At 50.1% G+C, this 24,696-nt stretch carries 25 protein-coding genes and 1 pseudogene; 11 read left to right on the top strand and 15 right to left on the bottom strand.

Going from position 1 to position 24,696, the window contains the following annotated elements; translation table 11 throughout:
* Nucleotides 1-50 precede the first annotated feature (50 nt).
* Nucleotides 51-1,061, bottom strand: coding sequence for a tryptophan--tRNA ligase (gene trpS / locus Q4A84_RS03840; RefSeq protein ID WP_303087610.1), 1,011 nt, complete (start codon nt 1,059-1,061; stop codon nt 51-53).
* Between the two features lie 137 nt (nt 1,062-1,198).
* Nucleotides 1,199-2,158: a prolyl aminopeptidase gene (gene pip / locus Q4A84_RS03835; RefSeq protein WP_303087609.1), complete on the bottom strand. Its 960-nt coding sequence runs from the start codon at nt 2,156-2,158 to the stop codon at nt 1,199-1,201.
* Nucleotides 2,159-2,373: 215 nt separating this feature from the next.
* Here pip and Q4A84_RS03830 point away from each other — a divergent pair, with 215 nt between their 5' ends.
* The 3 genes from Q4A84_RS03830 to Q4A84_RS03820 are packed head-to-tail and all read left to right on the top strand — an operon-like array spanning nt 2,374 to nt 4,206.
* Nucleotides 2,374-2,691, top strand: a complete 318-nt coding sequence (locus tag Q4A84_RS03830; protein ID WP_303087608.1) for a hypothetical protein — start codon at nt 2,374-2,376, stop codon at nt 2,689-2,691.
* Between the two features lie 2 nt (nt 2,692-2,693).
* On the top strand, nt 2,694-2,918 hold the full coding sequence (gene ccoS, locus Q4A84_RS03825) for a cbb3-type cytochrome oxidase assembly protein CcoS (RefSeq protein ID WP_303087607.1): 225 nt from the start codon (nt 2,694-2,696) through the stop codon (nt 2,916-2,918).
* A complete protein-coding gene (locus tag Q4A84_RS03820) occupies nt 2,899-4,206 on the top strand; it encodes an MFS transporter (protein WP_303087606.1) in 1,308 nt (435 codons plus the stop codon). The genes ccoS and Q4A84_RS03820 overlap by 20 nt, the downstream gene beginning before the upstream one ends.
* A gap of 179 nt (nt 4,207-4,385) precedes the next feature.
* Here Q4A84_RS03820 and pnp read toward each other — a convergent pair whose 3' ends face one another.
* Entirely contained in the window at nt 4,386-6,512 is a 2,127-nt protein-coding gene (pnp, locus tag Q4A84_RS03815) for a polyribonucleotide nucleotidyltransferase (protein WP_303087605.1), read from the bottom strand.
* A gap of 339 nt (nt 6,513-6,851) precedes the next feature.
* On the opposite strand from pnp, the gene leuS reads away from it, so the two are divergent.
* Nucleotides 6,852-9,482 (top strand): leucine--tRNA ligase, encoded by a 2,631-nt coding sequence (gene leuS / locus Q4A84_RS03810; RefSeq protein WP_303087604.1) that lies wholly within the window; start codon nt 6,852-6,854, stop codon nt 9,480-9,482.
* A gap of 386 nt (nt 9,483-9,868) precedes the next feature.
* Complete coding sequence (locus Q4A84_RS03805) at nt 9,869-10,117, top strand: hypothetical protein (RefSeq protein ID WP_303087603.1); 249 nt, start codon at nt 9,869-9,871, stop codon at nt 10,115-10,117.
* A gap of 87 nt (nt 10,118-10,204) precedes the next feature.
* Here Q4A84_RS03805 and Q4A84_RS03800 read toward each other — a convergent pair whose 3' ends face one another.
* Together Q4A84_RS03800 and Q4A84_RS03795 are read right to left on the bottom strand one after the other, a co-directional pair.
* Nucleotides 10,205-10,555 carry an STAS/SEC14 domain-containing protein gene (locus Q4A84_RS03800; RefSeq protein ID WP_303087602.1) on the bottom strand — a complete coding sequence of 117 codons (351 nt, stop codon included), beginning with the start codon at nt 10,553-10,555 and terminating at the stop codon, nt 10,205-10,207.
* A 175-nt stretch (nt 10,556-10,730) separates the two neighbouring features.
* A complete protein-coding gene (locus Q4A84_RS03795; RefSeq protein ID WP_303087601.1) occupies nt 10,731-11,591 on the bottom strand; it encodes a DMT family transporter in 861 nt (286 codons plus the stop codon).
* A gap of 256 nt (nt 11,592-11,847) precedes the next feature.
* On the opposite strand from Q4A84_RS03795, the gene Q4A84_RS03790 reads away from it, so the two are divergent.
* Complete coding sequence (locus Q4A84_RS03790; protein ID WP_303087600.1) at nt 11,848-12,246, top strand: MliC family protein; 399 nt, start codon at nt 11,848-11,850, stop codon at nt 12,244-12,246.
* A gap of 62 nt (nt 12,247-12,308) precedes the next feature.
* Here Q4A84_RS03790 and Q4A84_RS03785 read toward each other — a convergent pair whose 3' ends face one another.
* From Q4A84_RS03785 to efeU, 6 genes are all read right to left on the bottom strand, one after another.
* Nucleotides 12,309-12,965, bottom strand: coding sequence for a sulfate/molybdate ABC transporter ATP-binding protein (locus tag Q4A84_RS03785; RefSeq protein WP_303087599.1), 657 nt, complete (start codon nt 12,963-12,965; stop codon nt 12,309-12,311).
* Entirely contained in the window at nt 12,965-13,639 is a 675-nt protein-coding gene (modB, locus tag Q4A84_RS03780) for a molybdate ABC transporter permease subunit (protein ID WP_303087598.1), read from the bottom strand. Before modB ends, Q4A84_RS03785 begins: the two co-directional genes overlap by 1 nt.
* A 201-nt stretch (nt 13,640-13,840) precedes the next feature.
* Complete coding sequence (gene modA / locus Q4A84_RS03775; protein WP_303087597.1) at nt 13,841-14,590, bottom strand: molybdate ABC transporter substrate-binding protein; 750 nt, start codon at nt 14,588-14,590, stop codon at nt 13,841-13,843.
* Between the two features lie 250 nt (nt 14,591-14,840).
* Entirely contained in the window at nt 14,841-16,103 is a 1,263-nt protein-coding gene (gene efeB / locus Q4A84_RS03770; protein ID WP_303087596.1) for an iron uptake transporter deferrochelatase/peroxidase subunit, read from the bottom strand.
* Nucleotides 16,104-16,314: 211 nt separating this feature from the next.
* Nucleotides 16,315-17,505, bottom strand: coding sequence for an iron uptake system protein EfeO (gene efeO / locus Q4A84_RS03765; RefSeq protein ID WP_303087595.1), 1,191 nt, complete (start codon nt 17,503-17,505; stop codon nt 16,315-16,317).
* An 11-nt stretch (nt 17,506-17,516) separates the two neighbouring features.
* Nucleotides 17,517-18,335, bottom strand: coding sequence for an iron uptake transporter permease EfeU (efeU, locus tag Q4A84_RS03760; RefSeq protein WP_303087594.1), 819 nt, complete (start codon nt 18,333-18,335; stop codon nt 17,517-17,519).
* Between the two features lie 553 nt (nt 18,336-18,888).
* Here efeU and Q4A84_RS03755 point away from each other — a divergent pair.
* On the top strand, nt 18,889-19,290 hold the full coding sequence (locus tag Q4A84_RS03755) for a hypothetical protein (protein WP_303087593.1): 402 nt from the start codon (nt 18,889-18,891) through the stop codon (nt 19,288-19,290).
* A 95-nt stretch (nt 19,291-19,385) separates the two neighbouring features.
* Here the strand turns inward: Q4A84_RS03755 and pdxA are convergent, their stop codons facing one another.
* Complete coding sequence (gene pdxA, locus Q4A84_RS03750; RefSeq protein ID WP_303087678.1) at nt 19,386-20,375, bottom strand: 4-hydroxythreonine-4-phosphate dehydrogenase PdxA; 990 nt, start codon at nt 20,373-20,375, stop codon at nt 19,386-19,388.
* A 188-nt stretch (nt 20,376-20,563) separates the two neighbouring features.
* On the opposite strand from pdxA, the gene Q4A84_RS03745 reads away from it, so the two are divergent.
* Nucleotides 20,564-21,643 carry a calcium:proton antiporter gene (locus tag Q4A84_RS03745; protein WP_303087592.1) on the top strand — a complete coding sequence of 360 codons (1,080 nt, stop codon included), beginning with the start codon at nt 20,564-20,566 and terminating at the stop codon, nt 21,641-21,643.
* Nucleotides 21,644-21,716: 73 nt separating this feature from the next.
* Here Q4A84_RS03745 and Q4A84_RS03740 read toward each other — a convergent pair whose 3' ends face one another.
* Nucleotides 21,717-22,073: a RidA family protein gene (locus Q4A84_RS03740; RefSeq protein WP_303087591.1), complete on the bottom strand. Its 357-nt coding sequence runs from the start codon at nt 22,071-22,073 to the stop codon at nt 21,717-21,719.
* A gap of 79 nt (nt 22,074-22,152) precedes the next feature.
* On the opposite strand from Q4A84_RS03740, the gene ybaK reads away from it, so the two are divergent.
* Complete coding sequence (gene ybaK / locus Q4A84_RS03735; RefSeq protein WP_303087590.1) at nt 22,153-22,638, top strand: Cys-tRNA(Pro) deacylase; 486 nt, start codon at nt 22,153-22,155, stop codon at nt 22,636-22,638.
* A gap of 43 nt (nt 22,639-22,681) precedes the next feature.
* Nucleotides 22,682-23,107 carry a hypothetical protein gene (locus Q4A84_RS03730; protein ID WP_303087589.1) on the top strand — a complete coding sequence of 142 codons (426 nt, stop codon included), beginning with the start codon at nt 22,682-22,684 and terminating at the stop codon, nt 23,105-23,107.
* Between the two features lie 50 nt (nt 23,108-23,157).
* Here Q4A84_RS03730 and Q4A84_RS03725 read toward each other — a convergent pair whose 3' ends face one another.
* On the bottom strand, nt 23,158-23,304 hold the full coding sequence (locus Q4A84_RS03725; protein WP_303087588.1) for a hypothetical protein: 147 nt from the start codon (nt 23,302-23,304) through the stop codon (nt 23,158-23,160).
* Nucleotides 23,305-23,321: 17 nt separating this feature from the next.
* On the opposite strand from Q4A84_RS03725, the gene Q4A84_RS03720 reads away from it, so the two are divergent.
* A complete protein-coding gene (locus Q4A84_RS03720) occupies nt 23,322-24,197 on the top strand; it encodes a DMT family transporter (RefSeq protein WP_303087587.1) in 876 nt (291 codons plus the stop codon).
* Between the two features lie 68 nt (nt 24,198-24,265).
* Here the strand turns inward: Q4A84_RS03720 and Q4A84_RS03715 are convergent.
* Nucleotides 24,266-24,696: pseudogene (locus tag Q4A84_RS03715) on the bottom strand (hypothetical protein); the annotation flags it as partial.

Raw genomic sequence — 24,696 nt, 5'->3', positions numbered from 1 at the left:
GTTTTCAGACAGGCATTTTAGCAATATGAATCGGCAACCGATTCACATGCTTACTTCAGCGCACGAATCCCCACCGCATCACGCACCTGATCCAGCAAGACACGGGCTTCGCGACGCGCACGCGCGGCACCTGCCTGCAAAATGTCTTCGATTCGCTCGGGATGAGCGGTCAGCTCGTGATAACGCTCGCGTTTAGGCGCCAATTCTTCATTAAGCTTGGCCGCCAACTGTTTCTTCGCCTCGCCCCAAGCCAAGCCTTCGGCCAGCATGCGGGTAAATTCGGCGGTTTCCTGTGGCGTGGCAAATGCTTTGTAAATTTCAAACAACGGGCTTTCGTCGGGCATTTTCGGCTCGCCCGGCTCTTTTAGATTGGTAATGATTTTGTTCACTGCCTTTTGCAGCTTTTTCTCGTTTTCAAACAAGGGAATGGTATTGCCATAGCTTTTGCTCATCTTGCGGCCGTCCAGCCCGACCAACGTTTCCACGTTTTCATCGATTTTGGCTTCGGGCAACACAAACAATTCTTTGAAACGATGGTTGAAACGACCGGCAATATCGCGCGCCATTTCAACGTGTTGGATTTGATCCCGACCGACCGGTACGTCGTTTGCTTTAAACATCAGAATATCGGCGCTCATCAGAATCGGATAGCTATACAGGCCCATTTCGATTTGGTGGTCTTGATCTTCCTGCCCTTTTTCAAGATTGTCCTGCACGGCGGCTTTATAGGCATGCGCCCGATTCATCAAACCTTTAGCGGTAATGCAGGTAAGAATCCAGTTTAATTCGAGAATTTCAGGAATATCGCTCTGCCGGTAAAAGGTTGTGCGCTCCGGATCAAGGCCGCAGGCCAGCCAAGTGGCGGCAACCGCTTGGGTGGATTGATGAATAATTTCGGGATCATGGCATTTAATGATGCCGTGATAATCAGCCAGAAATAAAAAGGATTCGGTGTTTTCGCTTTGACTGGCGCGAATGGCCGGCCTGATGGCGCCGACATAATTGCCCAGATGAGGAATGCCGGTGGTGGTAACGCCCGTCAGCACGCGTTTTTTGGTCATGATTCGGTTTCTTTCTCGAGAATGTTTTTCAGACAGGCATGGCATAAGCCCAATGCCTGTCTGAATAATCAGATGGTTTCAAATATGCGGCATCTTATCAGAATCCGCCGGTTTTCGGGCAGCTCGATGGCAAAGTTTCAATCCGTATAATCCAGCCCTTCGCGATATTGCAAACGGGCGGCAAATTCATCGGCCGCCTGCACAAGCGCCGCTGCAAGCGGCTTGTCAAACGAAGAATGACCGGCTTGGATAATACGCAAATCGGCTTCGGGATAGGCTTGATGCAATGCCCAAGCACTGTGCATAGGCGTACACAAGTCATAGCGGCCTTGTACAATAATAGCCGGCAAATGGCGGATTCTCGCTATATTGCGCAAAATGGCGCGTTCGCCTTCCAACCAGCCGAGGTGGGTGAAATAATGGTTTTCGATGCGAGCAATGGCCAGCGAATGCTCGGCATCCTCATCGACCGGCTCAGGTTCAAACTGAATCAGCCAGCTTTCCCAATCGGCCCATGCTTTTGCCGCACGCAAAGCAACTGAGCGATCTTCGCTGAATAGCAAATCATGATAAGCCTGCACCAAGCGGTTGCGCCGCTCGGGCGCCACCGGCGCGATATAATCTTGCCACTGGGCAGGATAAATCCGACTTACGCCGCCCGCTTCGTTTATCCAGTCAATCTCGCTTTGACGGCAGAGAAAAACGCCACGCAAAATCAAGCCGAGCACGCATTCAGGATGGGTTTCGGCATAAGCCAGCGCCAAAGTGCTGCCCCAAGAGCCGCCGAATACCAGCCATTTCGATATACCGAGCATGTTACGCACTTTTTCCAAATCGGCCACCAAATCCCAAGTGGTGTTTTCCCGCGTTTCGGCAAACGGCTGCGAACGGCCGCTGCCGCGCTGGTCGATGATGATAATGCGGTAAGCCGTCGGGTCGAAAAACCCGCGGCACAACGGCGATGCACCCGCGCCGGGCCCGCCGTGCAGAAAAATCACCGGTATGCCTTTAGGATTGCCGGATTCTTCCCAATAGATTTGATGAATGTCAGACACTTGCAGCATACCGCTGCGGTTGGATAGCGGAACAAAATACATAGTCTTCCTTCATTGTCAGATTCCGAGCGGAATGCAAGCAAATTAATAACAAAAGAGATAATGAACAGAAACATTTTACATAAGAATTTTTACCAGCTCCATATCAGCGCAAAGCCTCTTATCAGCCGGCTCATGTTGAGCGCTCCTTGCAGCTTCGCACAAACAGGTTTACATTCTCGTTTTCAATCGCTTTCAGACAGGCATCTGTTTATTTTATGCACTATTTCAGCATTCACAACCAACAAGGCGAACACTTGGGTTTCCTGATTATGCTGCCCGACGAAGAAGGAGCAAACCAACCTCAAAGCGGGCGCTTCATCATCAAGCTGCAAAGCGAAACCCCGCCGCAAGACCAAACCGCCTTCAAAACACTTCGCCCGTTTGAAGATTTAGCACAAACCTTCTACTGGAAAACAGAAAAAGACCGCATCAGCCTGTATCACGATTCAGAAAGAGTCGGCGGCCTTCGCAACGAATTTCTAACCGTCGGCAGCCAAACCCTGATATTAGGCGACATGACAGGAACAATGTAATTATGGAAAGCCTCTATATTCTCATACCGCTCAGTATTATGCTGGCATTTTTAATCGGCTATTTCTTCTGGTGGTCGGGCAAAAACGGGCAGTTCGACGACCTAGAAGGCCCCGCCCACCGCATCATCATGGACGACGACGCCTACCATCCCGACAACGAATCCGCCAAACAGGCGCCCACCGCAACAGACTCAAAAGAAAAACAACATGATCAAAGACCATCTTAATTTTGCCACCGGGCGCCGCTTCGCGCCCTTGTTCGGCACGCAATTTTTCGGTGCTTTCAACGACAACTTATTTAAAACCGCCTTATTTGTTTCCATCAGTTTCTACGGTTTGGGCCATAACGATTGGCTCCCGTCAAGCCAGATGCTAAACCTCGGCGCCTTATTGTTTATCCTGCCTTACTTTCTGTTTTCCTCCCTCTCAGGAGAGCTGAGCACGAAATACGACAAAGCCCGGCTGGCCCAAATCATTAAAATACTCGAAATCGCGATTATGCTTGGCGCCGCCTACGGCTTTCTCATCCAATCCGCCCCTCTGCTTTTTTTCTGCCTGTTTCTGATGGGCACCCACTCCACCCTGTTCGGCCCGCTCAAATACGCCATATTGCCCGACTATCTGAACGACAAAGAGCTGATTATGGGCAACAGCTTGGTCGAATCGGGCACCTTCCTGGCCATTTTATTCGGCCAGATTCTTGGCACGCTGGTAGCAGGCACCAACCATTATGTGGTTTCGTTTTTGATTATTCTGGTTGCCGTATCCGGCGCCTTAACCAGCGCATTCATGCCGCCGGTGCCGGCCAAACAGCCCGCCGCCCGCATCGACCCCAATATCGCCCGCAGCACCAAAAACCTGATCAAAACCACTTTCGCCCAGCGTGAACTCTACACCGCCATCATCGGCATCTCATGGTTCTGGTTGATCGGCGCCGTTTACACAACGCAACTGCCGACCTTTACGCAAATTCATTTGGGCGGCAACGACAACGTTTTCAACCTGATGCTCACGCTTTTCTCCATCGGTATTGCGGCCGGCTCCGTATTGTGCGCCCGCATCAGCCATGAGCGGCTGCATCTCGGCCTTGTGGCGCTTGGAACACTCGGCTTGACGCTATTCGGCCTGATTCTGGTTTGGCTTACCCACGGCACGCACCACACCGAATTCAACGGCATCTTCCATTTCCTCGCGCAAAACAATTCTTTCCCCATTATGGGCTGCATGACTGCCATCGGCTTTTTCGGCGGCTTTTTCTCCGTTCCGCTGTATACTTGGCTGCAAACCGCCAGCAGCGACGATTTCCGCGCCCACGCCATTGCTGCAAACAATATCCTAAACGGGCTGTTTATGGTCATAGCCGCCGTTGCCAGCGCCGTTTTACTGGCGCTTTTCGATAGCATCAACCTGCTCTATTTTCTGGTTGCGCTCGGCAATCTCGGCATCTTGTATTACCTGTGCAAACTCGAGCCCGGTATCTGGCGCGATTTAAAGTCTTATCTCAAAGCAAAATAAAAAAATGCCTGTCTGAAACATTTCAGACAGGCATTTTCAGTTAAATCCCAAATATTGCGCTTATCAACCAGCCGTAGCCGTTCGGATTAACCCTTTATATTGTTACCTTCAGCATTCTACATGTTGAAGGTAACAGACTCGGTTATATCGAAGCCGAACGACCATCATGGCGGCAGATATTAGTTTTTCGGCTCGCTCGGCTCGCCGCGGGGAGGCGCTTCCAGCAGGGCTTTGATTGAGAGGCGAACCCGGCCGCGATCATCAACTTCCAATGCTTTCACATTAACTTGCTGACCCACTTTCAAGTAATCCGTCACGTTATTCACGCGCTCGTGGGCAATCTGGCTGATGTGTACCAAACCGTCTTTACCGGGCATAACCGATACGATGGCGCCGACATTGTTTTCCAAGATTTTCAAAACGGTACCGCCGTACACTTTACCCACTTCCACTTCGGCGGTAATCTCTTCGATGCGGCGTTTGGCTGCTTCGCCCGCTTCACCGTCAACGGCGGCGATGGTTACGGTTCCGTCGTCTTCGATATTGATTTCAGTGCCGGTTTCGGCAGTAATGGCGCGAATAGTTTCGCCGCCTTTGCCGATAATGTCGCGGATTTTATCGGGATTGATTTTCATCGTAAACAGGCGCGGCGCGTGTTGCGACAGCTCCTGCGGGCCTTCCACCGCTTCTTTCATTTGCGCCAGAATATGCATACGCGCTTCTTTGGCCTGAGCCAGCGCAATTTGCATGATTTCTTTAGTGATGCCTTGGATTTTGATGTCCATTTGCAGCGCGGTAACGCCGTCTGTGGTACCGGCTACTTTAAAGTCCATATCGCCCAGATGGTCTTCATCACCCAGAATATCGGTCAGCACGGCAAATTTATTGCCTTCCAGAATCAAGCCCATCGCAATACCGGCAACGTGTGCTTTCAAAGGCACGCCGGCCGAAAGCAGGCTCAGGCAGCCGCCGCAAACGGAAGCCATAGAAGAAGAACCGTTAGATTCGGTAATCTCGGAAACCACGCGCATGGTGTAGCTGAAGTCTTCCGGCTTGGGCAATACGGCGATTAATGCGCGTTTAGCCAAACGGCCGTGCCCGATTTCGCGGCGCTTGGGCGCACCCATGCGGCCGACTTCGCCGGTGGAATACGGCGGGAAATTGTAGTGCAGCATAAAGCGGTCGGTATATTCGCCGGAAAGCGCGTCGATAATCTGCTCGTCACGCGAAGTACCCAGTGTTGCCACTGCCAGCGCTTGAGTTTCGCCGCGGGTAAACAGCGCCGAACCGTGGGTGCGTGGCAATACGCCTGTCTGAATATTGATGGGGCGTACGGTGCGGGTATCGCGGCCGTCGATACGGGGCTGCCCGTCCAGAATCTGGCTGCGCACCACGTCTGCTTCCAGTTGTTTGAAAATACCTTTGATCTGGTTGGCGGCCAAAGTGTCGGTTTCTTCGGTAATCAAGGCTTCTTTTACGGCGCTCCACGCTTCGTCCAATTTGGCCGTACGCGCTTGTTTCTGACGGATTTTGAACGCTTCGCCGATGGTGCCTCCGGCAATGCCGCGGATTTTCGCCACCAATTCGGTATCGGCCGCCGGCGCCTGCCAATCCCACATTTCTGGATTCACTTCATCGGCAAACTCGTTAATCGCAGTAATAACGGCCTGCATTTGCTCATGACCGTACACAACCGCGCCCAACATTACGTCTTCCGGCAAAACCTGTGCTTCGGATTCCACCATCAACACGGCTTTCGACGTGCCGGCCACCACCAAATCCATCAGTGAAGTTTCAAGCTGGGTTTTGGTCGGGTTCAACAGATATTGACCGTCGGCATAACCCACACGCGCCGCACCAATCGGCCCGGCAAACGGCACGCCGCTCAATACCAAGGCAGCCGACGCACCGATCATGGCTGGAATATCGGAATCGATTTCCGGATCCAACGACACCACCATCGCAACAATCTGGATGTCATGATAGAAACCTTCGGGGAACAAAGGCCGGATGGGGCGGTCTATCAAACGGCTGGTCAGAATTTCTTTTTCGCTCTGTTTGCCTTCGCGCTTGAAGAAGCCGCCGGGAATTTTACCTGCGGCGTAAGTGCGCTCGAGATAATCAACGGTCAGCGGGAAAAAGTCTTGGCCTGCTTTCACTTCTTTGTTGGCGGTAACCGCAACCAACACCACGGTATCGCCCATCGATACTTTTACTGCGGCCGCCGCTTGACGGGCAACTTCACCGGTTTCCAAGGTAACGGTCTGATTACCGTATTGGAAAGATTTTACATGTTTGTTAAACATCGTTTTTCCTTATAAAACGCCGCAGCCGCTAAAACACTAACCATATACGCTGCTTTTCAAGCGCAAAGCATATGGTTAGGGTTTCAGACAGGCATACGGCATGGGGTTAAACATAGCGGAAGCCTCTCATACATACTGACAAACGGCTTCCATATTTCCAGACAGGCATTCCTGCTGCGGATACCTGTCTGAAAATACAGGCGGATTATGCCACAAATTTCCCGATTTGGGGCAGCAGCGCCAAACCATTTGCAAGCAGGCATGTTTTCCCAACGCCCGCCCGGAATAAGGGTATAATCACAAGCTATTTTTACCTGCATCCGAATACCGAACAAAACCATGCAAGAACATTACAATCCCTCCCTTATCGAGCCCGCGGCGCAAGCCAAGTGGGAAGAAAACCGTCTTTTCAACGTATCCGAAGACACCAGCAAACCAAAATACTATTGCCTTTCCATGTTCCCTTATCCCAGCGGCAAACTGCACATGGGGCACGTTCGCAATTACACCATCGGCGACGTGCGCAGCCGTTTCAAACTGCTCAACGGCTTCAACGTTTTGCAGCCCATGGGCTGGGACGCCTTCGGCATGCCCGCTGAAAACGCCGCCATCGACCGCAAAGTCGCTCCGGCAAAATGGACTTACGAAAACATCGCCTACATGCGCCAGCAGCTCAAAAGGCTCGGCTTTGCCCTTGACTGGGAACGGGAATTGGCCACCTGCACTCCCGAATACTACCGCTGGGAGCAGCTCTTCTTTACCAAACTCTTCCAAAAAGGTGTGATTTACCGCAAAAACGGCACGGTCAACTGGGATCCTGTCGATCAAACCGTGCTTGCCAACGAGCAAGTCATCGACGGGCGCGGCTGGCGTTCCGGCGCATTGGTTGAAAAACGCGAAATTCCGATGTATTACTTCAAAATCACCGACTATGCCGAACAGCTCCTCGACGATTTGGAAGATCTGGCCTGGCCGGAACAAGTCAAAACCATGCAGCGCAACTGGATAGGCAAATCGCGCGGCATGCAAGTGCGCTTCGCCTTGGCAGAAGGCAGCAAACAAGGCCTTGCCGGCAACGATGCCGAATACCTTCAAGTCTACACCACCCGCCCCGATACCCTGATGGGCGCCACTTACGTTGCCGTTGCCGCCGAGCACCCGCTGGCTACCGCCGCGGCGGAAAACAAACCCGAGCTGCAAGCCTTCATCGCCGAGTGCAAAGCCGGCAGCGTAGCGGAAGCCGATATGGCGACGATGGAGAAAAAAGGCGTGCCGACAGGCCGTTATGTGGTCAACCCGCTGAACGGCGAACGCTTGGAAGTATGGATTGCCAACTATGTTTTGTGGGGCTATGGCGACGGCGCCGTGATGGCCGTGCCCGCGCATGACGAACGCGATTTTGAATTTGCCAACAAATACCGGCTGCCGGTAAAACAAGTCATCAGCGTTAGCGATAACACATTCGACGCGCAAAAATGGCAAGATTGGTATGCCGATAAAGAGCACGGCCGTTTAATCAACAGCGGCGAATTCGACGGCATGGATTTTCAGACAGCCTTCGACGCCATCGCCGCCAAACTGCAGGCCTTAGATGCCGGCGGGCCGACCACTCAATACCGCCTGCGCGACTGGGGTATTTCACGCCAACGCTACTGGGGCTGCCCGATTCCGGTCATTCATTGTGAGAGCTGCGGCGACGTCGCCGTGCCGGAGCAAGACTTACCCGTCGTACTACCTGAAAACGTGGTGCCCGACGGTGCAGGTTCGCCCTTGGCCCGCATGCCCGAATTCTACGAAACCGTTTGCCCCAACTGCGGCAAACCCGCCAAGCGTGAAACCGATACCATGGATACCTTCATGGAATCAAGCTGGTACCAGTTCCGTTATATGTCGCCCCAATACGAAAAAGGCATGGTCGAACCGAAAGCAGCGCAATACTGGCAGTCGGCCGACCAATACATCGGCGGCATCGAACACGCCATTTTGCATCTTCTGTACGCCCGCTTCTTTACCAAGCTGATGCACGAAGAAGGCATCGTTGCCGTGAAAGAGCCCTTCCGGAATCTGCTGACTCAGGGCATGGTTTTACAATCCACTTACTATCGCGAATCGGATGACGGCAAAAAGCACTGGTTCAACCCCACCGAAGTGGATGTGGAAACCGACGACAAAGGCCGCCCGACAGCCGCCCTGCTCCGTGCCGACGGCCAGCCCGTTGTCATCGGCGGCGTGGAAAAAATGTCGAAATCGAAAAACAACGGCGTCGATCCGCAGGAATTGATTGAAACTTATGGTGCGGATACCGCCCGCCTATTTATGATGTTTGCCTCGCCACTTGAACAGTCATTGGAATGGAGCGATGCCGGCGTGGAAGGCGCCCACCGTTTTCTGCGCCGCCTGTGGCGCACGGTTTACGATTATTTGGGCAAAAACGGTACAACCGCTGCTTTCAGCGGCGATACGGCCGAATTGAATAAAGAATTGCAAGACCTGCGTCGAAAACTGCATACCACCATCGCCAAAGTGAGCGACGATTACGGCCGCCGCCAGCAATTCAACACCGCCATTGCCGCCGTAATGGAATTATTAAACCAATATGATAAAACCGACATTGCCAATGAAAAAGGTCATGCGGTTGCGCAAGAAGTGCTCGAAGCCGTCATCAGATTATTGTGGCCGATTGTGCCGCATATCTGCGAAGCATTATGGAACGAATTGCGCTCCGATACCGCTTTATGGCAGGCAGCTTGGCCGAAAGTAGACGAAGCGGCGTTGGTTAAATCGGAAATGGAAATCATGGTGCAAGTCAACGGCAAACTGCGCGACAAAATTACCGTTGCCGCCGATGCCGACAAAGCCGCTGTTGAAGCGGCTGCTGTCGCAACTGCCGGCGCACAAAAATTTATGGAAGGCAAAGAGCCGAAAAAAATCATTGTGGTACCCGGCCGCTTGGTCAATATCGTTGTTTAATCGCGTTTAACCATAAACCTCTGTAATAAAGCCTGTCTGAAAAATTTCAGACAGGCTTTAGTCGGTTTTACATGTTTTAAATAAAAGGTTCTCTTATTTCGCAGCCACCGGCCACATCTTTTGGCAACGTCATTGTAAGCGCTTTTCTTTCTGTTTCATTCCCTTGTTAACGCAATCCATAAATGTGCACGCCGTAACATTTTGCAACACCAATCACAGCAAAAACACCGTTTGGTTGATTTTTAATACCGATTATCTATATAATCTTTATAACTTACTTTATAACTAAAAAACATTTAGGAAAGCTCTTTTTATTTAAAACGAATAAATATTCTCTGCTTATCCACTATAAACTTAACCAAACCAATAAAAATACGGAAAACAAAATGCGTAAATTATTTGCTTTATTCACGAAAACCAATCCGAAAGAGATTGTTCTTCACTGTAAAGAAGACATTCAAAAACATGCCGGTGCTCTGAGCACGCTCAGTATGGAAGATCGGGAAAACCTGGCCGACTATCTGACCCAAGTCGAGATAAACCAACGCCTGCCCAGCACAGAGAAAAATCCTACTTACGGTTATGGCGTCAGCGTTGGCCGCGCCATTGAGATTCAAAAGCACAGAAGCAATTAAAAGCTTTATCAAATATCTCGCAACAGCCTAAAAAACAACCATGCCTGTCTGAACAGTTTCAGGCAGGCATGGTTTATGTGCCAATTATCAAACGCGCGCGTTCAACCAGGCTTGCGCCGAAGCAACATCATCAAAATATTTCGGATGTTGCCGGGTTAGCAGGCTAGAAATATGCGCACCCAGTTTAATCCATACATCGTCCACCACAATGGCGATACGCCCGAATTCATTCTCATGCCCGCGCAGAAATTTGAGCTGCTCCACTGCCATATCAATCGTAAAATCTTTCAGCATTGATAAATCCAACAGTAAATCAGGGCGGTGCACACGTTGCGCAATATCCAGCGCCGCCTCTTCAAAATTCCGAAAGTCTTCCAAAGTAAACTCATTGAAAAGCGCAATATCCAAGCCGTAATCTTGCTCATGGATTGAAATCATCATATTCTCCTTGTTTATCGTGATAAAACCAGAATGCCTGTCTGAAAATTAAAATTCCAATGAAAAACATTGAATTAGCAGATATACATAATTTGATTTTATGAATATTTTTCAATGCCTATCAAGCCGGTTTTCTTTAATCTTAAGCAAGAAATATCGCTTTGCCCAAAACAACTTATTTTTTCAATACACTCAACAAGCCGCTCGACACAATGATAACCATACCCAGCCATTCTTGCCAGCCGATTTTATCGCCCAACAGAAAAATACCCGCCAAGGTGGAAAACACCACGGTCAAATAAGCCAATGCTGCCACAGTAAATTTTCGGCCGACCTTATAAGCATGCGTCATCGCCAATTGAGCGCCCATAGCCGAAGCACCGATGCCCAACAAATGCCACCAAGCCTCGCCCGAAGGTAGATGCCAACCCGTCAAACCAGACCATATCGCACCCATTACCGTGCCGGTCAGCGAAAGATAAAACACCACCCGCCACGACGGTTCGCCCAACAAAGAAAGCTCGCGCACCTGCAAATAAGCCCATCCTGCCAATAACCCGCCAAGCAATCCGACCACCGCAGCAAACGCCTGCCCGCTTGCAAACGAAGGGTTCAGCAACACTACCACGCCCACAAACCCCAGCACCAACATCATTTGCGTATAAGCCGGAATTTTTTCCTTCAAAACCAGAAAAGACAGTAGAGCCAAAAAAATCGAAGAGGTATAACTTAAAGTAACCCCGGTTGCCAACGGCAGGTTTACAACGGCATAAAAAATAAAAAACATGCCCAACGTGCCGGATATGCTGCGGTTCAGATGCGCCTTGATGTATGGCGTTGCAAACGTTTTCCTACGTATCGCGCCCCAAACCCCTAACGCAACCACAGCAAACAGCATACGCCAGAAAACCAACTCGCCCGTGCCGAAACCATACCGCAGCCCCGCTTGCTTAACCCACAAATTCATCAGCGTAAACAAAGCCGCCGCAACCACCATCCAGCCGGAGCCAAGCCAATCTTTTTGATTTTTCCGCATATTTACCCACATCCCCTAAAACCACCACTGGTTTTCGGCCGTACATTCTGTTTTCAGACAGGCATTATACGGAAACGCTTGTCTGAACACCGTTTTTACACAAAAGCTTTATATGCCACCCTGCTTTACTTCCGTTTAAGCAACAATAAAAGCCTATTTGGCGTAAATTCCGTTAAACCCTCTTGCTTATCTAAGCAGACCTCAATAGCATAAGCACCACTCTTCCCGCTACGAGGAAGTATTTTGGAGAACTTAAATGAAAATCAAAACTTTGTTTCTTATCCCCGCTTTTCTGATTCTGGGCGCCTGTGCCGCACCGGACATGCCTCCACATCATGAACATGAACATCAAGAATCTAGCCGCCCGGATGATGCCGGCGACCGTGGCAACCGTGGCGGTTCGGCAGAGCGCTTTAGTTGTGAAAACGGCCTGTCTGTACGAGTGCGCAACTTGGGCGACGACAAAATCGAACTTTCGCTTGATAACAAACGCGCAGTATTGAAACGTGCCCGCGCTGCTTCCGGCGAACTTTATACCGGCAGCAACGGCCTGTTCGGTTCCGGTGCTGAGTGGCACCAAAAAGGTGGCGAAAGCCACTTCGACTTCAAAGATCCTTACGGCAACGCAGTCAGCACTTCCTGCAACCGTATGTAAACCAAGCAAAACATTTGCTTAACGCAAAAATGCCTGTCTAAAACCTATTCAGACAGGCATTTTTATTCTCCGTCGCGCCTCAAAATGCCGTTTTCCATCCGCCAAATTTCATCGGCCAAAGCTTCCGCATCCGGCGCATCATGCGTAATCACCATAAGCGGAACTCCTTCTTGCCGAACCAAATCAGCCACCTCACGCCGCATTATGCCGCGCAAATCGGTATCTAACGCGGAAAACGGCTCGTCAAGCAGCAAAAGCTGCGGCCGAATGGCCAGCGCCCGAGCCAAAGCAGTACGCTGTTTCTGCCCGCCGGAAATCTGCACAGGATAATAGGCGGCAACATCAACAAGCTGCATTTTTTCCAGCCATTCGCCAACCTGCGCTTGCGCCCGTTTTTGCTTTGGATTCAGCAACCCGCCGTTTAATCCGAAGGCAATATTCTGTGCCACCGTCAAATGCGGAAACAACGCATAATCTTGAAACATCAGCCCGATACGGCGCTTTTGTGCCGGCAAGTAATGTGTCGAATCCAACCAGACTTGGTTTCGGATTTTGATATACCCGGCATCCGCCCTCAGCAAACCGGCCAGAATAGACATCATCAGCGTTTTACCCGAACCGGAACGCCCCACCACGGCAATACGCTGCGCCTGAGATGCCAATGTCACATCCAGCTTAAAACCTGATAACTGTTTTTGCAAAGAAAAATCAAACAGCATCACATTTTCCCGTTCCGATTCCCGCCTAAACGGCCGACCACCAGTAAAATCAACACGCACACTGCGGAAATCAGCAAGACCAAGCTATTGGCCAGCGTATCATTGCCTGCCTGCACCGCTTCATATACTGCAATCGACAAAGTCTGCGTCTCATTCGGAATACTGCCGGCCACCATCAGCGTGGCACCGAATTCGCCCAAAGCACGCGCAAATGCCAGTAGCACGCCGGCCAGAATGCCGCGCCAAGCCAAAGGCAGGCTGACGCGAAAAAACACCGCCGTTGCGCTTAACCCAAGCGTACGAGCCGCCTGCTCAAACTGCAAATCCACACTTTCAAACGCCGCACGCGCGGGTTTGAAAACCAGTGGAAACGTCACCACCATCGCGGCAATCACGGCGCCTTGCCAAGTAAAAATCAACGTTATGCCGAAATGAGCCTGCAACCAACCGCCCAACGGCCCTTTCCTACCGAGCAGCACCAGCAGATAATAGCCCAGCACGGTCGGCGGCATGACCATCGGCAGCGTTAACACCGTATCCAGAAAATCACGCCCGAAAAACCTCAAACGAGCCAACGCGAATCCCGCCGCCGTACCTAACACCACATTAAGAAAAGTAGCTAGCCCGGCAACTTTCAAAGAAAGGTAGAGGATGGTGAATAAAGATTCCGTCATTAGCAAGGATTTTCAGACAGGCATAGAGAAAATAAGAGAATGTCCGATTCGGAGCAGCAGGCAAGGAGAAAGTCAATCAGCATAGCAAGACGGAGTTCGGCAAATCTACAGAAGCAAAACCTCTTTTGCGCAGAGCCGCCTTTTTTCAGACAGGCTTCTCTTCATCAATCAACATAAAAGCCTGTCTGAAAACATCACCCGTTAGGGCTTGCTGAAACCGTAACGTTGTAACACCTGCTGCCCTTTACCCGACAACACATAATCGGCAAAACGCTTCGCCTCAACCTGAGACCGGCTGTCTTTCGCCACCGCAATCGGATAAGTAACCGGCTGCGCTAACGGCACGGTCCATAAAACTTTAACTTTATCTTTTTGCAATTTAGCGTCGGTATTATAAACGAAACCGGCCTCAACTTCGCTGCGAGCCACATAATCCAATGACTGACGCACATTTTGAGTGCGGACGATTTTCGGCGAAATCTGAGCCCACACGCCGGCTTTTTCCATAGCATTCTGCGCATAGCGACCGGCCGGCACGCTGTCCGGATTGCCGGATGCAATGCGTTTAATATCCGGCTGCTGCAAATCCTTCAAACTTTTAACCGACAATTTACTATCGATAGGCGCCACCACCACCAGTGTATTCAAAGCAAAATTCTTATGGCTGGCCGGAACAATCAAATCCTGTTGCGCCGCCATATCCATGGTTTTTTGGTCGGCAAAAGCCAAAACATCTACCGGTGCACCCTTAGCAGCTTGCTGCAGCAATACGCCGGAAGCAGCCGTATTCAATTTAACTTTGGCATCAGGATATTGTTTTTCATATTGTGCGGCAATGTCTTTAAACGCATCGCTCAAACTGGCTGCCGCCGATACGGTGATTTCCGCCGCAAATGATGCAGGAATAGCGGCGGAAAGGAACAATGCGGTCAGTATTTTTTGGTATTTCATGCTGCATCCTTTCAGATTATCATTTTGCAAATGCTGCGCGGTTATAGCATAAGGCCGATACAGCGCTTACCCGCTTCTTTTACTAATACTAAAGTAGTATGGATAATCTTCCGTTTTTAAAATTGATTATCTGCTGCCAGCCGTAAAATACCATATACACCCGATTCGGCTTGCGGAATTCAAAAAACAACGCGAATCAGCATTAACAATGCCAACTCGCGCTATTCTGCTTTTCATATCGAACTGAAAATTAACCGGCCATCAAACTTTGACCGATGAATTCGCCTTTTTTAACACCGGGAAGCGTGAAAAAATAACCGCCGCCAAACGGGCTGATGTATTCCTCCAAGGGCTCAAAATCCAACAGTTTTTGCACAAAGATAAAGCCGTCGTCCAGATTGGCTTGATAGCAAATAAAAATCAAGCCCACATCAAGCTGCCCTGCTTTGGATAAGCCGCGCGAATAATCGTAAGGGCGGCGATATAGCAGGTGCTTTTTCATAAAATCGGGCGTTCGCGGATCAGCCACCCTCATATGGCTGTCTTTAGGAATAATTTTTCCATCGGGGTCTTTAGCGTAATCCGGCGTATCGTGCTCTTTCTTCATACCCAAAGGTGCGCCGCTGTATTTTTCCCGCCCGAAAATGGTTTGTTGCTCCTGCAAAGGCGTTCTATCCCAAAACTCGACGAAATGGCGAATCAACCGCACCGCCTGATAGCTGCCGTTTTTAGCCCATGCCGGCTCATCCAAGCTGTTTTCCGCCACACCTGTCCATAAAACGGCATCGGCTGTTTTAGCGTCTGCCACGTTGGGATTGGCGGTACCGTCGTGAAAGCCAAGCAAATTGCGAGCAGCCGAACCGGGCTCGGTTTTCGGCAAGAAGCCGTCTACGCTCCAACGAATCACGGCAAATTGGGCGGTATTTTTCAAAATATCGCGCAAGGCATTTTGACAAGTTTCAGGGCTCAAGGCGCAAATCTGAATGCTTATATCGCCATCGCACCACTCGGCAACCAGCTTATCATTATGAAAGCCTTCCATTTCCTTCAGATGTTTCGGTTTTTTTTCACTCAATCCGAAACGGTCGTCAAACAAGCTATTGCCCACCGACACGGTAACGGTCAGGCCGTCGGGCGGCACTTTTTTACCCAGAATGCCGCTGCCCGAAGGAGGCAGTTTGTCATCATCGTCTTGCAGCTCACCGCCTTGCGTTAAAAATTCGATGCGCGCGGTCAGGGTGCGGAAAAAATTAATCAGTTGGGAAGGGGTGGTGGCGGTGATATCGAAGGCACACATAATGCCGAAATTCTGATGCGGTGTGGTGATGCCCGCCTGGTGCGTGCCATAACAATCGTAATGCAAGCTGCTGTGGTGGGCCACTTCGGCTTTTTCTTCTTTTTTGCCTAGGTTAAAACCACCCAAACCGCCCACAACAACACCGGCACCCGCTACGGCAGCGGCTTTGAATAAATTGCGTTTGCTTTGACTCGGAATTTGGTTTTGGTCTGACATAGTACACTCCTGTTTTCAGATAGGCTATTGTCTGTGTGTTTAGATTGTCTGATATTTCTTGTATTTTTATTTTCAATGATTAAACCCACGGGTAATCATGATTCATTCATTTCCGGTGCTGAATTATCAGCCGGTTTAATTATTTACACCTACTAAACTAAGCAACGCGGGTAAAACCCGCGTTGCTCTTTGCCGCCTTTTCAGACAGGCATTAGTTCAAACCAAGAATGCCGCGCAATTTGGCCAAATCTTCAGCCAAAGCATTAATCGGGGCTTGCAAGGTTTTACGGTCGGCGTCAGAAAGTTTGTCGTAAGTTTCAAAGCCTTTGTCGTTTTTATATTTTGCCAAAATATCGTTGACTTGCTTGAAGTTGGCATCGGTTTTATCCAGCAACTCTTTGTTTTTCTCTGCAATCATCGGGCGGAACAGCTCGATGATTTTCTGTGCGCCGTCAACGTTGGCTTGGAAATCACTCAAATCGGTATGACTGTAACGGTCTTCTTCGCCGCTGATTTTGCTGCCGGCCACTTCTTCAATCAGAGCCGCCGCGCCGCCAACCACTTTGCTCGGCGGGAAGGTCAGAACGTCGATTTCTTGCTTGAGTAATTTAACGTCTTTTTCCAGCTTGTCGGCCACAGGCTCCAAACCTTTGGTGGTTTTATCAATCCACAGAGCGTGCTCAATACGGTGGAAGCCCATAAAGCCTTGGTCTTTCGGCCCTGCTTTAAAGTCATCTTCGCGCGAGTCGATAGCAGGATCAAGCTCATTGAAAAGTTCGGCAATCGGCTCGATACGTTCGTAATGGGTGCGGGTATCGGCGAACATCGCTTTGGCTTTGTCTATTTCGCCCGCTTTTACAGCAGCAACGAATGCGGTGGTTTTGGTAACCAACTCATTCGCTTCTTTCTGAACATAAGCTTTGTAATCGGCCAACGGCTTAGCCAGTTTTTCCATATCGGCTTCGCCGCCCGCTTGTTTGAAGCCGCTGTCGGTTACAGTCAGCTTGCCGCGCGGATTGTTCAGCAGGCCGCAAGTCATTTCATATTCGCCGGGCAGTAGGGTAACAGTCATTTTATCGCCCAAGCCCGGAGCGATGTTTTCGCGTTCGTCAACCACCATCACGCCTTTAAGAATTTCCCATTCCAGCTTGCGGCTGCTGTTGTTTTTGATATTAAACACCACTTGACCGCTCGGCACGGTTAAAGTCATCGGGTCGCAAGCCGTGTCGCTCACACCGATGTTTACCGAACCATTAGCACCGGCAGCAGCCGATGCTCCGGATGCACCCGACGCACTGGAAGCGGCGGCAGGAGCAGCAGGTTTTTCTGCTTCAGGCGGTTGGCAGGCGCTCAAGCCCAAGGCCAACAACACGGACAAGGCGGTTAAATTCAATTTTTTCATTCTTCCTCCAATTATGGTTTTGCAGCCGGTTTGCTGCCTTTTAAAAATACAAATAAAACGGGAATCAAATAAACGAAATAAAGTACTATATCGCTGGTTACCGGATGGTCGGTATAGCCGAAGAAACCGCCTAGCAAAACGCCGAGCACGCTGTCTTCATGCAATATATGTGAGAAATCGGCAACCACAGTCTGCCCGATATTCCATATGCCCGCTTCATGCAGAGCGCGGAAGGCGCCGGAAAACAGCCCGGCGGCCACAAAAATAAGGAAAATACCGGTCCAGCGGAAAAATTTGGCTAGATTAATCCGAACGCCGCCTTGGTAAATCAGCCAACCGATTACTATGGCAATCAACAGACCGAGCACCGCACCAATCGGCATATTGGGCGACGGGCTTTGCTGGAAAACGGCAATCAGGAAAAACACACTCTCCAAGCCTTCGCGAACAACCGCCAGAAAAGCCATGAGAACCAAGGCCCAGCCTTGATTACCGCCCCGGTTGAGTGCCGACTGCACCGAACTTTGCAATTGTTGTTTAATAGAGCGGGATGCTTTCTGCATCCAGAGAATCATATAGGTAAGCAACCCGACTGCAATCAACCCGATAAGGCCGACCACAAACTCCTGCTGCTTTTGGGGAATTTCGCCGGTGGTTTTGTGAATCGCAATGCCTGTTGCCAAGCAGAGTAAAGAAGCCAATATCACGCCTATCCAGACTTTAGGCATTAGATGACTGTAACCGGATTGCTTTAAAAATCCAGCCACGATGCCGACGATTAAGGCCGCTTCAATGCCTTCGCGCAGCATGATAAGTAACGCAATTAACATAGGGGTATTTCTAAGCTGTATTTTAAGATTATGCTGAATTATGTTCCTCTTCCATTACAAATGCAAATAGTTTTTATTTTTTTAGATGTAAAAATAGAATTTTTATTCTTTTATTTCAAATAGATAAATAAAACTCAATCTCAACAAACCGGCAAAACCTTTCTTATCACTTATTTACCCAATCATTATATTTATAGTTGCCTAATTAAAATAATTTCCGAATCAATCATCATTTGGCCGGTTTTGTAAAAAAACTCAAAACGAAATGCCGCTCACTAACGCTTTGCTGCGGCAAAATTATATTGTTTAAATATTCTTGAAAAACTTAAATCCGCTCGCGGGCTCGAACAAAAGCCTGTCTGAAAAATATTTTTCAAGAAGGTTTGTTATTTTTTATATGCGAAATGGTTTTAAAGCGTGCCGCAAATCCGCAGCCGCTTTGTTTGTGATTGGCAAATCGAAACAAAACCGAAATCAAGCAGAGAGAATCGGGGTTTGCCTCCCGCTGTAAATTTGCGGCGGGAGGTGTAAATCTTGAATAGGAAGGAATACTATGAAAAAAAGCGTATTAATGACTTTGGCTTCAGTAGCCATTTTAGGCAGCACAGTGGCTTCTGCCGAACCGCCTGCGGCAGAAAACGCGCCAACCGACATCCCCGGTCTGCAGGCAACACAACCTGACAACATGCCTCGCAGCTCGAAAAGCGACGACAGTGTAAAATTCGAGTTTCACCCTGAAAATGCCGGTATTCCGGCTGCACCGGAAGGCAATGCGCCACAAAACGGCGCCATGCCGGACAATGGTTCTGCTGTTCCGCCCGCCGGCGGCATGCCGGATAACGGTGCTGCGGTTCCGCCTGCTGCGCCACCTGCTGCGCCTGTTATCGACGGTACGGCGCCTGCCGCACCGGTTGACGGCGGCGGTATGGATGCGGCGCCCGCGCCTATTCAATAAAGCGGCCTGTGTAGCCAATCTATCGTTTGAAACGAAATGCCTGTCTGAAAAGATTTTCAGACAGGCATTTTCTTGTTAAACATCATAGCCGCTCGTCAACCATGCATCGGTTTGCTGGTCGCCATTTCATAAGCGGTTTGCACCGCAGCCAGCAAGCTGCCGGAACGGGCTTTGCCTGTGCCCGCCAGCTCAAGCGCCGTACCGTGGTCGACAGAAGTGCGGATAAAAGGCAAACCCAGAGTGATGTTCACGCTGTTGCCGAAACCCGCATATTTCAAGACCGGCAACCCTTGGTCATGATACATAGCAAGCACGGCATCGGCGTTTTCCAGCATGAAAGGCTGAAACAGAGTATCGGCAGGATAAGGGCCGCGTACGTCTATGCCTTCTTTTTGCAGCATCTGCAAGGCGGGAATGATAATGTCGATTTCTTCGTACCCCAAATGGCCACCCTCTCCCGCATGGGGGTTAAGCCCCGCCACCAGAATGCGCGGCGCGGTAATGCCGAATTTTTGCTGCAAATCATGATGCAGAATGCGGGCGATACTTTGAATCAGCGGCACGCTCATGGCGGCGGCAACATCTTTCAACGGCAAATGCGTGGTGGCCAAAGCAACGCGCAAACCGCCGCCCGCCAACATCATAACGACTTTTTCCGTGCCGGATTTATCGGCGAGATATTCAGTGTGCCCGCTGAAAAACGGGCCGCCTGCATCATTGATAATGCCTTTGTGCAAAGGGGCGGTAACCATAGCAGCATAGTGGCCGCTTTGTATGCCGTCATAAGCATAATCGAGTAAATCCAGCACATAAGGCGAATTGGCCGCGTTCAATTTTCCAGTTTCGCACGGGGTTTTCAGAGGGATATGCACCATATCCAGCACACCGTTTTCGGGCGGTGTTGCAGGATCGTAATGGCGCAGAACAACCGATTTCCCAAGCTCGGCAGCACGTTGTTGCAACAAATTGATGTCGCCCAGAACCACCACAGGGCAAGGCAGGCGGGCGGATGCAAGATCAAGGCAGATATCGGGGCCGATACCGGCCGGTTCGCCGGAAGTAACAGCTAATACGGGTTGCATGATGCGGGCTTTCTGATTTCGGGAAAAGATTAAACAAGCAATATATCACTAAAATAAACATGCCTGTCTGAAAACACTTCCCTTTCAGACAGGCATCATGAATATTTTTTCATGAGAATATTGATTTTTATAAGAAATTTTATATAATCATAGCCCTTTGACAAACCGGAACCCAAACGGATACTGACTTTATGGCGCAACATTCTCACTCTCCCCTTCCCTTATGGTCGATGGCCTTACCGCTGTTGGCATGGGGGCTTTATTTTATTGGCATTAAAGGCAATGTTTGGCTGGAAATCGGCGGCGGTGCATTGCTGATCGGCAGCGTGCTCTCCGCGGTACACCATGCGGAAGTGGTGGCGCATAAAGTGGGCGAGCCTTTCGGTACGATTATTCTGGCTTTGGCGATTACGATCATCGAAGTGGCGCTGATTGTTTCGCTGATGGTTGCGGGCGGCGACAACGCAGCCTCGTTGGCACGCGATACGGTTTTTGCCGCAATCATGCTGATTCTAAACGGCATTCTTGGCTTATGCCTGATGATTGGCGGCATGAAGCATCACGAGCAGTTTTTCGGTAAAAAATCAGTCAGCACGGCTCTGGTTACGCTGATATCGATTCTGGCACTCACATTGGTGCTGCCTAATTTCACCTCCAGTACCGACGGCCCGACTTACAACCCCGCGCAGATGATGTTTGTTGCCATCGCCTCACTGGTGCTTTACGGCTCGTTTATCATGATGCAAACGGTACGCCATCGCGATTATTTTCTCGCCGATGACGACGACCAACATCAACACGCCGAGCCGCCTTCAACCAAAGTGGCGCTCATCAGCTTAACCTTTCTGATTATCTGCTTGGGCATTGTGGTGTTACTGGCAAAGGCGTTGTCTCCGGTTATCGAAGGATTGGTAGCCGCGGCGGGCGCACCGGAAACACTGGTCGGCGTCATCATCGCAGCGGTCGTGCTGCTCCCCGAAGGCTTGGCTGCCGTTACCGCCGCCCGCCGCAACCGCCTGCAAACCAGCATCAATCTGGCATTGGGTTCAGCTTTGGCCAGTATCGGTCTTACCATACCGGCCGTGATTATCGTTTGCCTGATTTACAACATCGACTTACTGCTTGGCTTGGATTTGAAATCGATGCTGCTGTTGGCACTCTCAACGTTTATCGTGATGATTTCACTCAACCAAGGCCGCACCAATATGCTTTACGGCATTGTTTTGCTGGTCAACCTTGCGGCTTACATCTTTACCGTTATCATCCCGTAACGGCAAATTGTTTAATAACAGAAATGCCTGTCTGAAAGCTTTCAGACAGGCATTATTTATGTCAGACACTGTTTCAGCTTTGAATCTGAACGGCCGAAACCTTGATTTCCACTTTCCATTCGGGCTTGGCCAAATTAGCCTGCACACACGCACGAGCAGGCGCACGCTCAGGATTCACCCACGCATCCCAAGCCACGTTCATCGCATCATAATCAGCCAAATCCGGCAGAAAAATGGTTGCTTCCAGAATATGATTTTTATCCGAACCGCATTGAGCCAGCCAATGGTCGATTTGCGCGAGCACGTTTCGGGTTTGCTCGGTAACGCCGGCATCGGTATTTTCGGGCACCATGCCCGCTAAAAACACGAAACCGTTGGCTACGGTTGCTTCTGACAGGCGCGCGGTTTGGCCAAAATATTTAACGGTCATCTTCATTCTCCAAGAGCAGGTTTTAAACGGATGGATATGTTAACATATGCCTAGAAAATATTTCAGCAATCAGACAACCATGGCCAAAACAGATTATCCCGTTACGCCCGCCATCCGATTTCTGCGCGAGCACAAAATCACTTTTGAACCTAAGCTCTACGATTATGTCGAACATGGAGGAACCGCTCATTCGGCTGCCTGCCTCGGCGTAGCCGAACATGCGGTAATCAAAACCATCGTATTGCAAAACGAAGCCAAGCAAGGGCTGATTGTATTGATGCATGGCGACAAACACATCTCCACCCGCAATCTGGCGCGCCTGCTCGGCATGAAACACATCGAACCTGCCGATCCGAAGCAAGCCAACAAGTGGACGGGCTTTTTAGTTGGCGGCACCAGCCCTTTCGGCACCAAAACCGCCCTTCCGGTTTATGTGGAAGAAAGCATCTGGGATTTGCCGGAAATCTATATCAACGGCGGCAAACGCGGCTTTCTGGTGGTGGTTGCGCCCGATGCTTTGAAGAGCCTCAAACCTGCCACCGTCCGCGTTGCAACCGATGATTGATTCAACCCGATTCATTGTCAGCAGTCATTAAAGGAGACTCATAATGGAAAACATCAATCAACCGAATCATGAGAACGAACCAGATGCACTTCCGGAGCAAAACGCAGTACACGAAACCGGCGGTGCCCAAACCGTCGTTGAGCCGGATAATGCGTATAACTACACCTTGGCCGTTTATATACTGTATGCCTTATCGGTTTTTATAGGTGTAACCGGTTTGGTCGGCGTGATTATCGCCTACACGAAACGCGACGACTTTGCAGGCACCTTCTATCACAGCCATTTGCAATATTTGATTAAAACCTTCTGGGTTGCCCTTATCGGTTCTATTATCGGCACAATTACCATATTTATCCTCATCGGCTGGCTCATCCTCGCGGCAGCCTACATCTGGTCTATCTATCGCATCGTGGTTGGCTTTATCAAATTCAACGAGAAAAAGCCTGTGCCCACAGAAGGCTGGTTCTGAATTTCATAACCCGCTTTTGCCCGGCTTTCCCTGATAAAGAGAAAGCCGGTTTACATGCTTGGAGTGATAGAATAAGCAAAATCGGCTCGGCCTTTGCTTAATTCATACTTTTGAAATACTGCTTGACCATACACATCCCAAACGCCGTTTCCCAAACAGATATTGCACGAGAAGGCGACGCGTTTAATATTATTCATCAAAAAATCAAAATATTATGATCTTTCTTATCAGCAGCATCCTTTGCAGCGTTGCCGTATCCGTTTTACTCAAAATGGCACGGTCAAAAAAAATCGATATCGCTCAAGCAATAGCCGTCAATTATCTGGTTGCCATTGCCTTGTGCATGATTTTCCTGCAACCCGATCTAACACAATGGCGCCATTTTCTGCCGACCTGGTGGCTGTTTGCTGCCTTAGGCGTATTGCTGCCCTCGGTATTCCTCATCATGGGGCGCTCGGTGGAGCGTGCCGGCATCGTTAAATCCGATGCCGCGCAACGGCTTTCACTGTTTCTGCCGATTACCGCCGCGTTCCTGATTTTCCACGAAGAACTGACACAAAACCGCATCATCGGCATTGCACTGGCATTTACCGCCCTGTTCTGCCTGCTGTGGAAATCCGACGGCGGCAAAAAATCCGGCAATCTATTAGGCAATGCCGGCTTGCCGCTCGGCGTGTGGGCGGGCTACGGCGTCATCGATATTCTGTTTAAAGAAGTCGCCAAAAGCGGCACGGCGTTTTCCGGCAACCTGCTGGTGGCGTTTTGTTTAGCCGGCATTCTGATGTTCGGCTATCTGTTTGCCAAAGGCACCAAGTGGTCGGCGGCCGGCATTCTCGGCGGCTTGATACTCGGCTGCCTCAATTTCGCCAATATTTTTACCTATGTTCGTGCGCATCAGATCATGAAAGACAGCCCGACGCTGGTTTACGCCGGCATGAATATCGGCGTGATTGTATTAGGCACCCTAACCGGTGCCGTAGCCTTTAAAGAAAAAATCAGCGCCATCAACGCAGCGGGCATTGTCGTAGCCGTATGCGCCATCGCATGTTTGTTTTACTGGCCGCAAATCAGCTCATTGATTGGGCTGTAACGTGCTACAAATAGCAAAAAGCCTGTCTGAAAATATTCAGACAGGCTTTTTCAACGCTTTCCATCAATCTAAGAAATACTTCTCCCGTGCGATTGTGATGCGGCCAGCGCCATTTCACGTTGCTGCGCCTTCTGTGCCAATTCCTGCTCTGCCTGCCGCGACTGAGCAACACTTTCTTCTATGGGCGTTGCAGCCGCTTGGGCGGAATCTAAAGAAGCATAGCTCAAAACACCTTGAGGTGTTAAATGCCCTACGGAAAGCAGACCGTCTTCCCTGATATGGAGCGATTGCACATGAGGAACGCGTTCCCGATAAGCGGCAACACCGATTGCTGCCGCCGTTTTATCCGCATCGGCTTCGTTATAAGCGATATCATGTTTTTTATAGAAATCAACCAAATGCGCCTTACACTCTCGGCAAAGCTGCCGTGCCTTTTCAGGCATATCAGAAAGACCCAATGCAGGGGCGGTTTGCGCGTATTGCGGCTGGTTCTGTTGCT

This window comes from Neisseria sp., assembly GCF_030527965.1.
In the GTDB taxonomy this organism is placed as follows: domain Bacteria; phylum Pseudomonadota; class Gammaproteobacteria; order Burkholderiales; family Neisseriaceae; genus Neisseria.
The sequence above is the reverse complement of the archived record's forward strand: the minus strand, read 5'-3'. Positions and strand labels throughout refer to the sequence as shown.

What these genes read in the sequence shown, in the direction of transcription:
- Q4A84_RS03830 (WP_303087608.1), top strand. Translation starts at nt 2,374, where the DNA reads ATGCACTATTTCAGCATTCACAACCAACAAGGCGAACACTTGGGTTTC.
- efeU (WP_303087594.1), bottom strand. Translation starts at nt 18,335, where the DNA reads ATGTTAATTGCGTTACTTATCATGCTGCGCGAAGGCATTGAAGCGGCC.
- pip (WP_303087609.1), bottom strand. Translation starts at nt 2,158, where the DNA reads ATGTATTTTGTTCCGCTATCCAACCGCAGCGGTATGCTGCAAGTGTCT.
- Q4A84_RS03740 (WP_303087591.1), bottom strand. Translation starts at nt 22,073, where the DNA reads ATGACCGTTAAATATTTTGGCCAAACCGCGCGCCTGTCAGAAGCAACC.
- ybaK (WP_303087590.1), top strand. Translation starts at nt 22,153, where the DNA reads ATGGCCAAAACAGATTATCCCGTTACGCCCGCCATCCGATTTCTGCGC.
- modB (WP_303087598.1), bottom strand. Translation starts at nt 13,639, where the DNA reads ATGACGGAATCTTTATTCACCATCCTCTACCTTTCTTTGAAAGTTGCC.
- ccoS (WP_303087607.1), top strand. Translation starts at nt 2,694, where the DNA reads ATGGAAAGCCTCTATATTCTCATACCGCTCAGTATTATGCTGGCATTT.
- efeO (WP_303087595.1), bottom strand. Translation starts at nt 17,505, where the DNA reads ATGAAAAAATTGAATTTAACCGCCTTGTCCGTGTTGTTGGCCTTGGGC.
- Q4A84_RS03790 (WP_303087600.1), top strand. Translation starts at nt 11,848, where the DNA reads ATGAAAATCAAAACTTTGTTTCTTATCCCCGCTTTTCTGATTCTGGGC.
- Q4A84_RS03745 (WP_303087592.1), top strand. Translation starts at nt 20,564, where the DNA reads ATGGCGCAACATTCTCACTCTCCCCTTCCCTTATGGTCGATGGCCTTA.
- Q4A84_RS03785 (WP_303087599.1), bottom strand. Translation starts at nt 12,965, where the DNA reads ATGCTGTTTGATTTTTCTTTGCAAAAACAGTTATCAGGTTTTAAGCTG.
- trpS (WP_303087610.1), bottom strand. Translation starts at nt 1,061, where the DNA reads ATGACCAAAAAACGCGTGCTGACGGGCGTTACCACCACCGGCATTCCT.
- Q4A84_RS03800 (WP_303087602.1), bottom strand. Translation starts at nt 10,555, where the DNA reads ATGATTTCAATCCATGAGCAAGATTACGGCTTGGATATTGCGCTTTTC.
- pnp (WP_303087605.1), bottom strand. Translation starts at nt 6,512, where the DNA reads ATGTTTAACAAACATGTAAAATCTTTCCAATACGGTAATCAGACCGTT.
- efeB (WP_303087596.1), bottom strand. Translation starts at nt 16,103, where the DNA reads ATGTCAGACCAAAACCAAATTCCGAGTCAAAGCAAACGCAATTTATTC.
- Q4A84_RS03730 (WP_303087589.1), top strand. Translation starts at nt 22,682, where the DNA reads ATGGAAAACATCAATCAACCGAATCATGAGAACGAACCAGATGCACTT.
- Q4A84_RS03795 (WP_303087601.1), bottom strand. Translation starts at nt 11,591, where the DNA reads ATGCGGAAAAATCAAAAAGATTGGCTTGGCTCCGGCTGGATGGTGGTT.
- Q4A84_RS03725 (WP_303087588.1), bottom strand. Translation starts at nt 23,304, where the DNA reads ATGAATAATATTAAACGCGTCGCCTTCTCGTGCAATATCTGTTTGGGA.
- Q4A84_RS03820 (WP_303087606.1), top strand. Translation starts at nt 2,899, where the DNA reads ATGATCAAAGACCATCTTAATTTTGCCACCGGGCGCCGCTTCGCGCCC.
- modA (WP_303087597.1), bottom strand. Translation starts at nt 14,590, where the DNA reads ATGAAATACCAAAAAATACTGACCGCATTGTTCCTTTCCGCCGCTATT.
- Q4A84_RS03805 (WP_303087603.1), top strand. Translation starts at nt 9,869, where the DNA reads ATGCGTAAATTATTTGCTTTATTCACGAAAACCAATCCGAAAGAGATT.
- Q4A84_RS03755 (WP_303087593.1), top strand. Translation starts at nt 18,889, where the DNA reads ATGAAAAAAAGCGTATTAATGACTTTGGCTTCAGTAGCCATTTTAGGC.
- leuS (WP_303087604.1), top strand. Translation starts at nt 6,852, where the DNA reads ATGCAAGAACATTACAATCCCTCCCTTATCGAGCCCGCGGCGCAAGCC.
- Q4A84_RS03720 (WP_303087587.1), top strand. Translation starts at nt 23,322, where the DNA reads ATGATCTTTCTTATCAGCAGCATCCTTTGCAGCGTTGCCGTATCCGTT.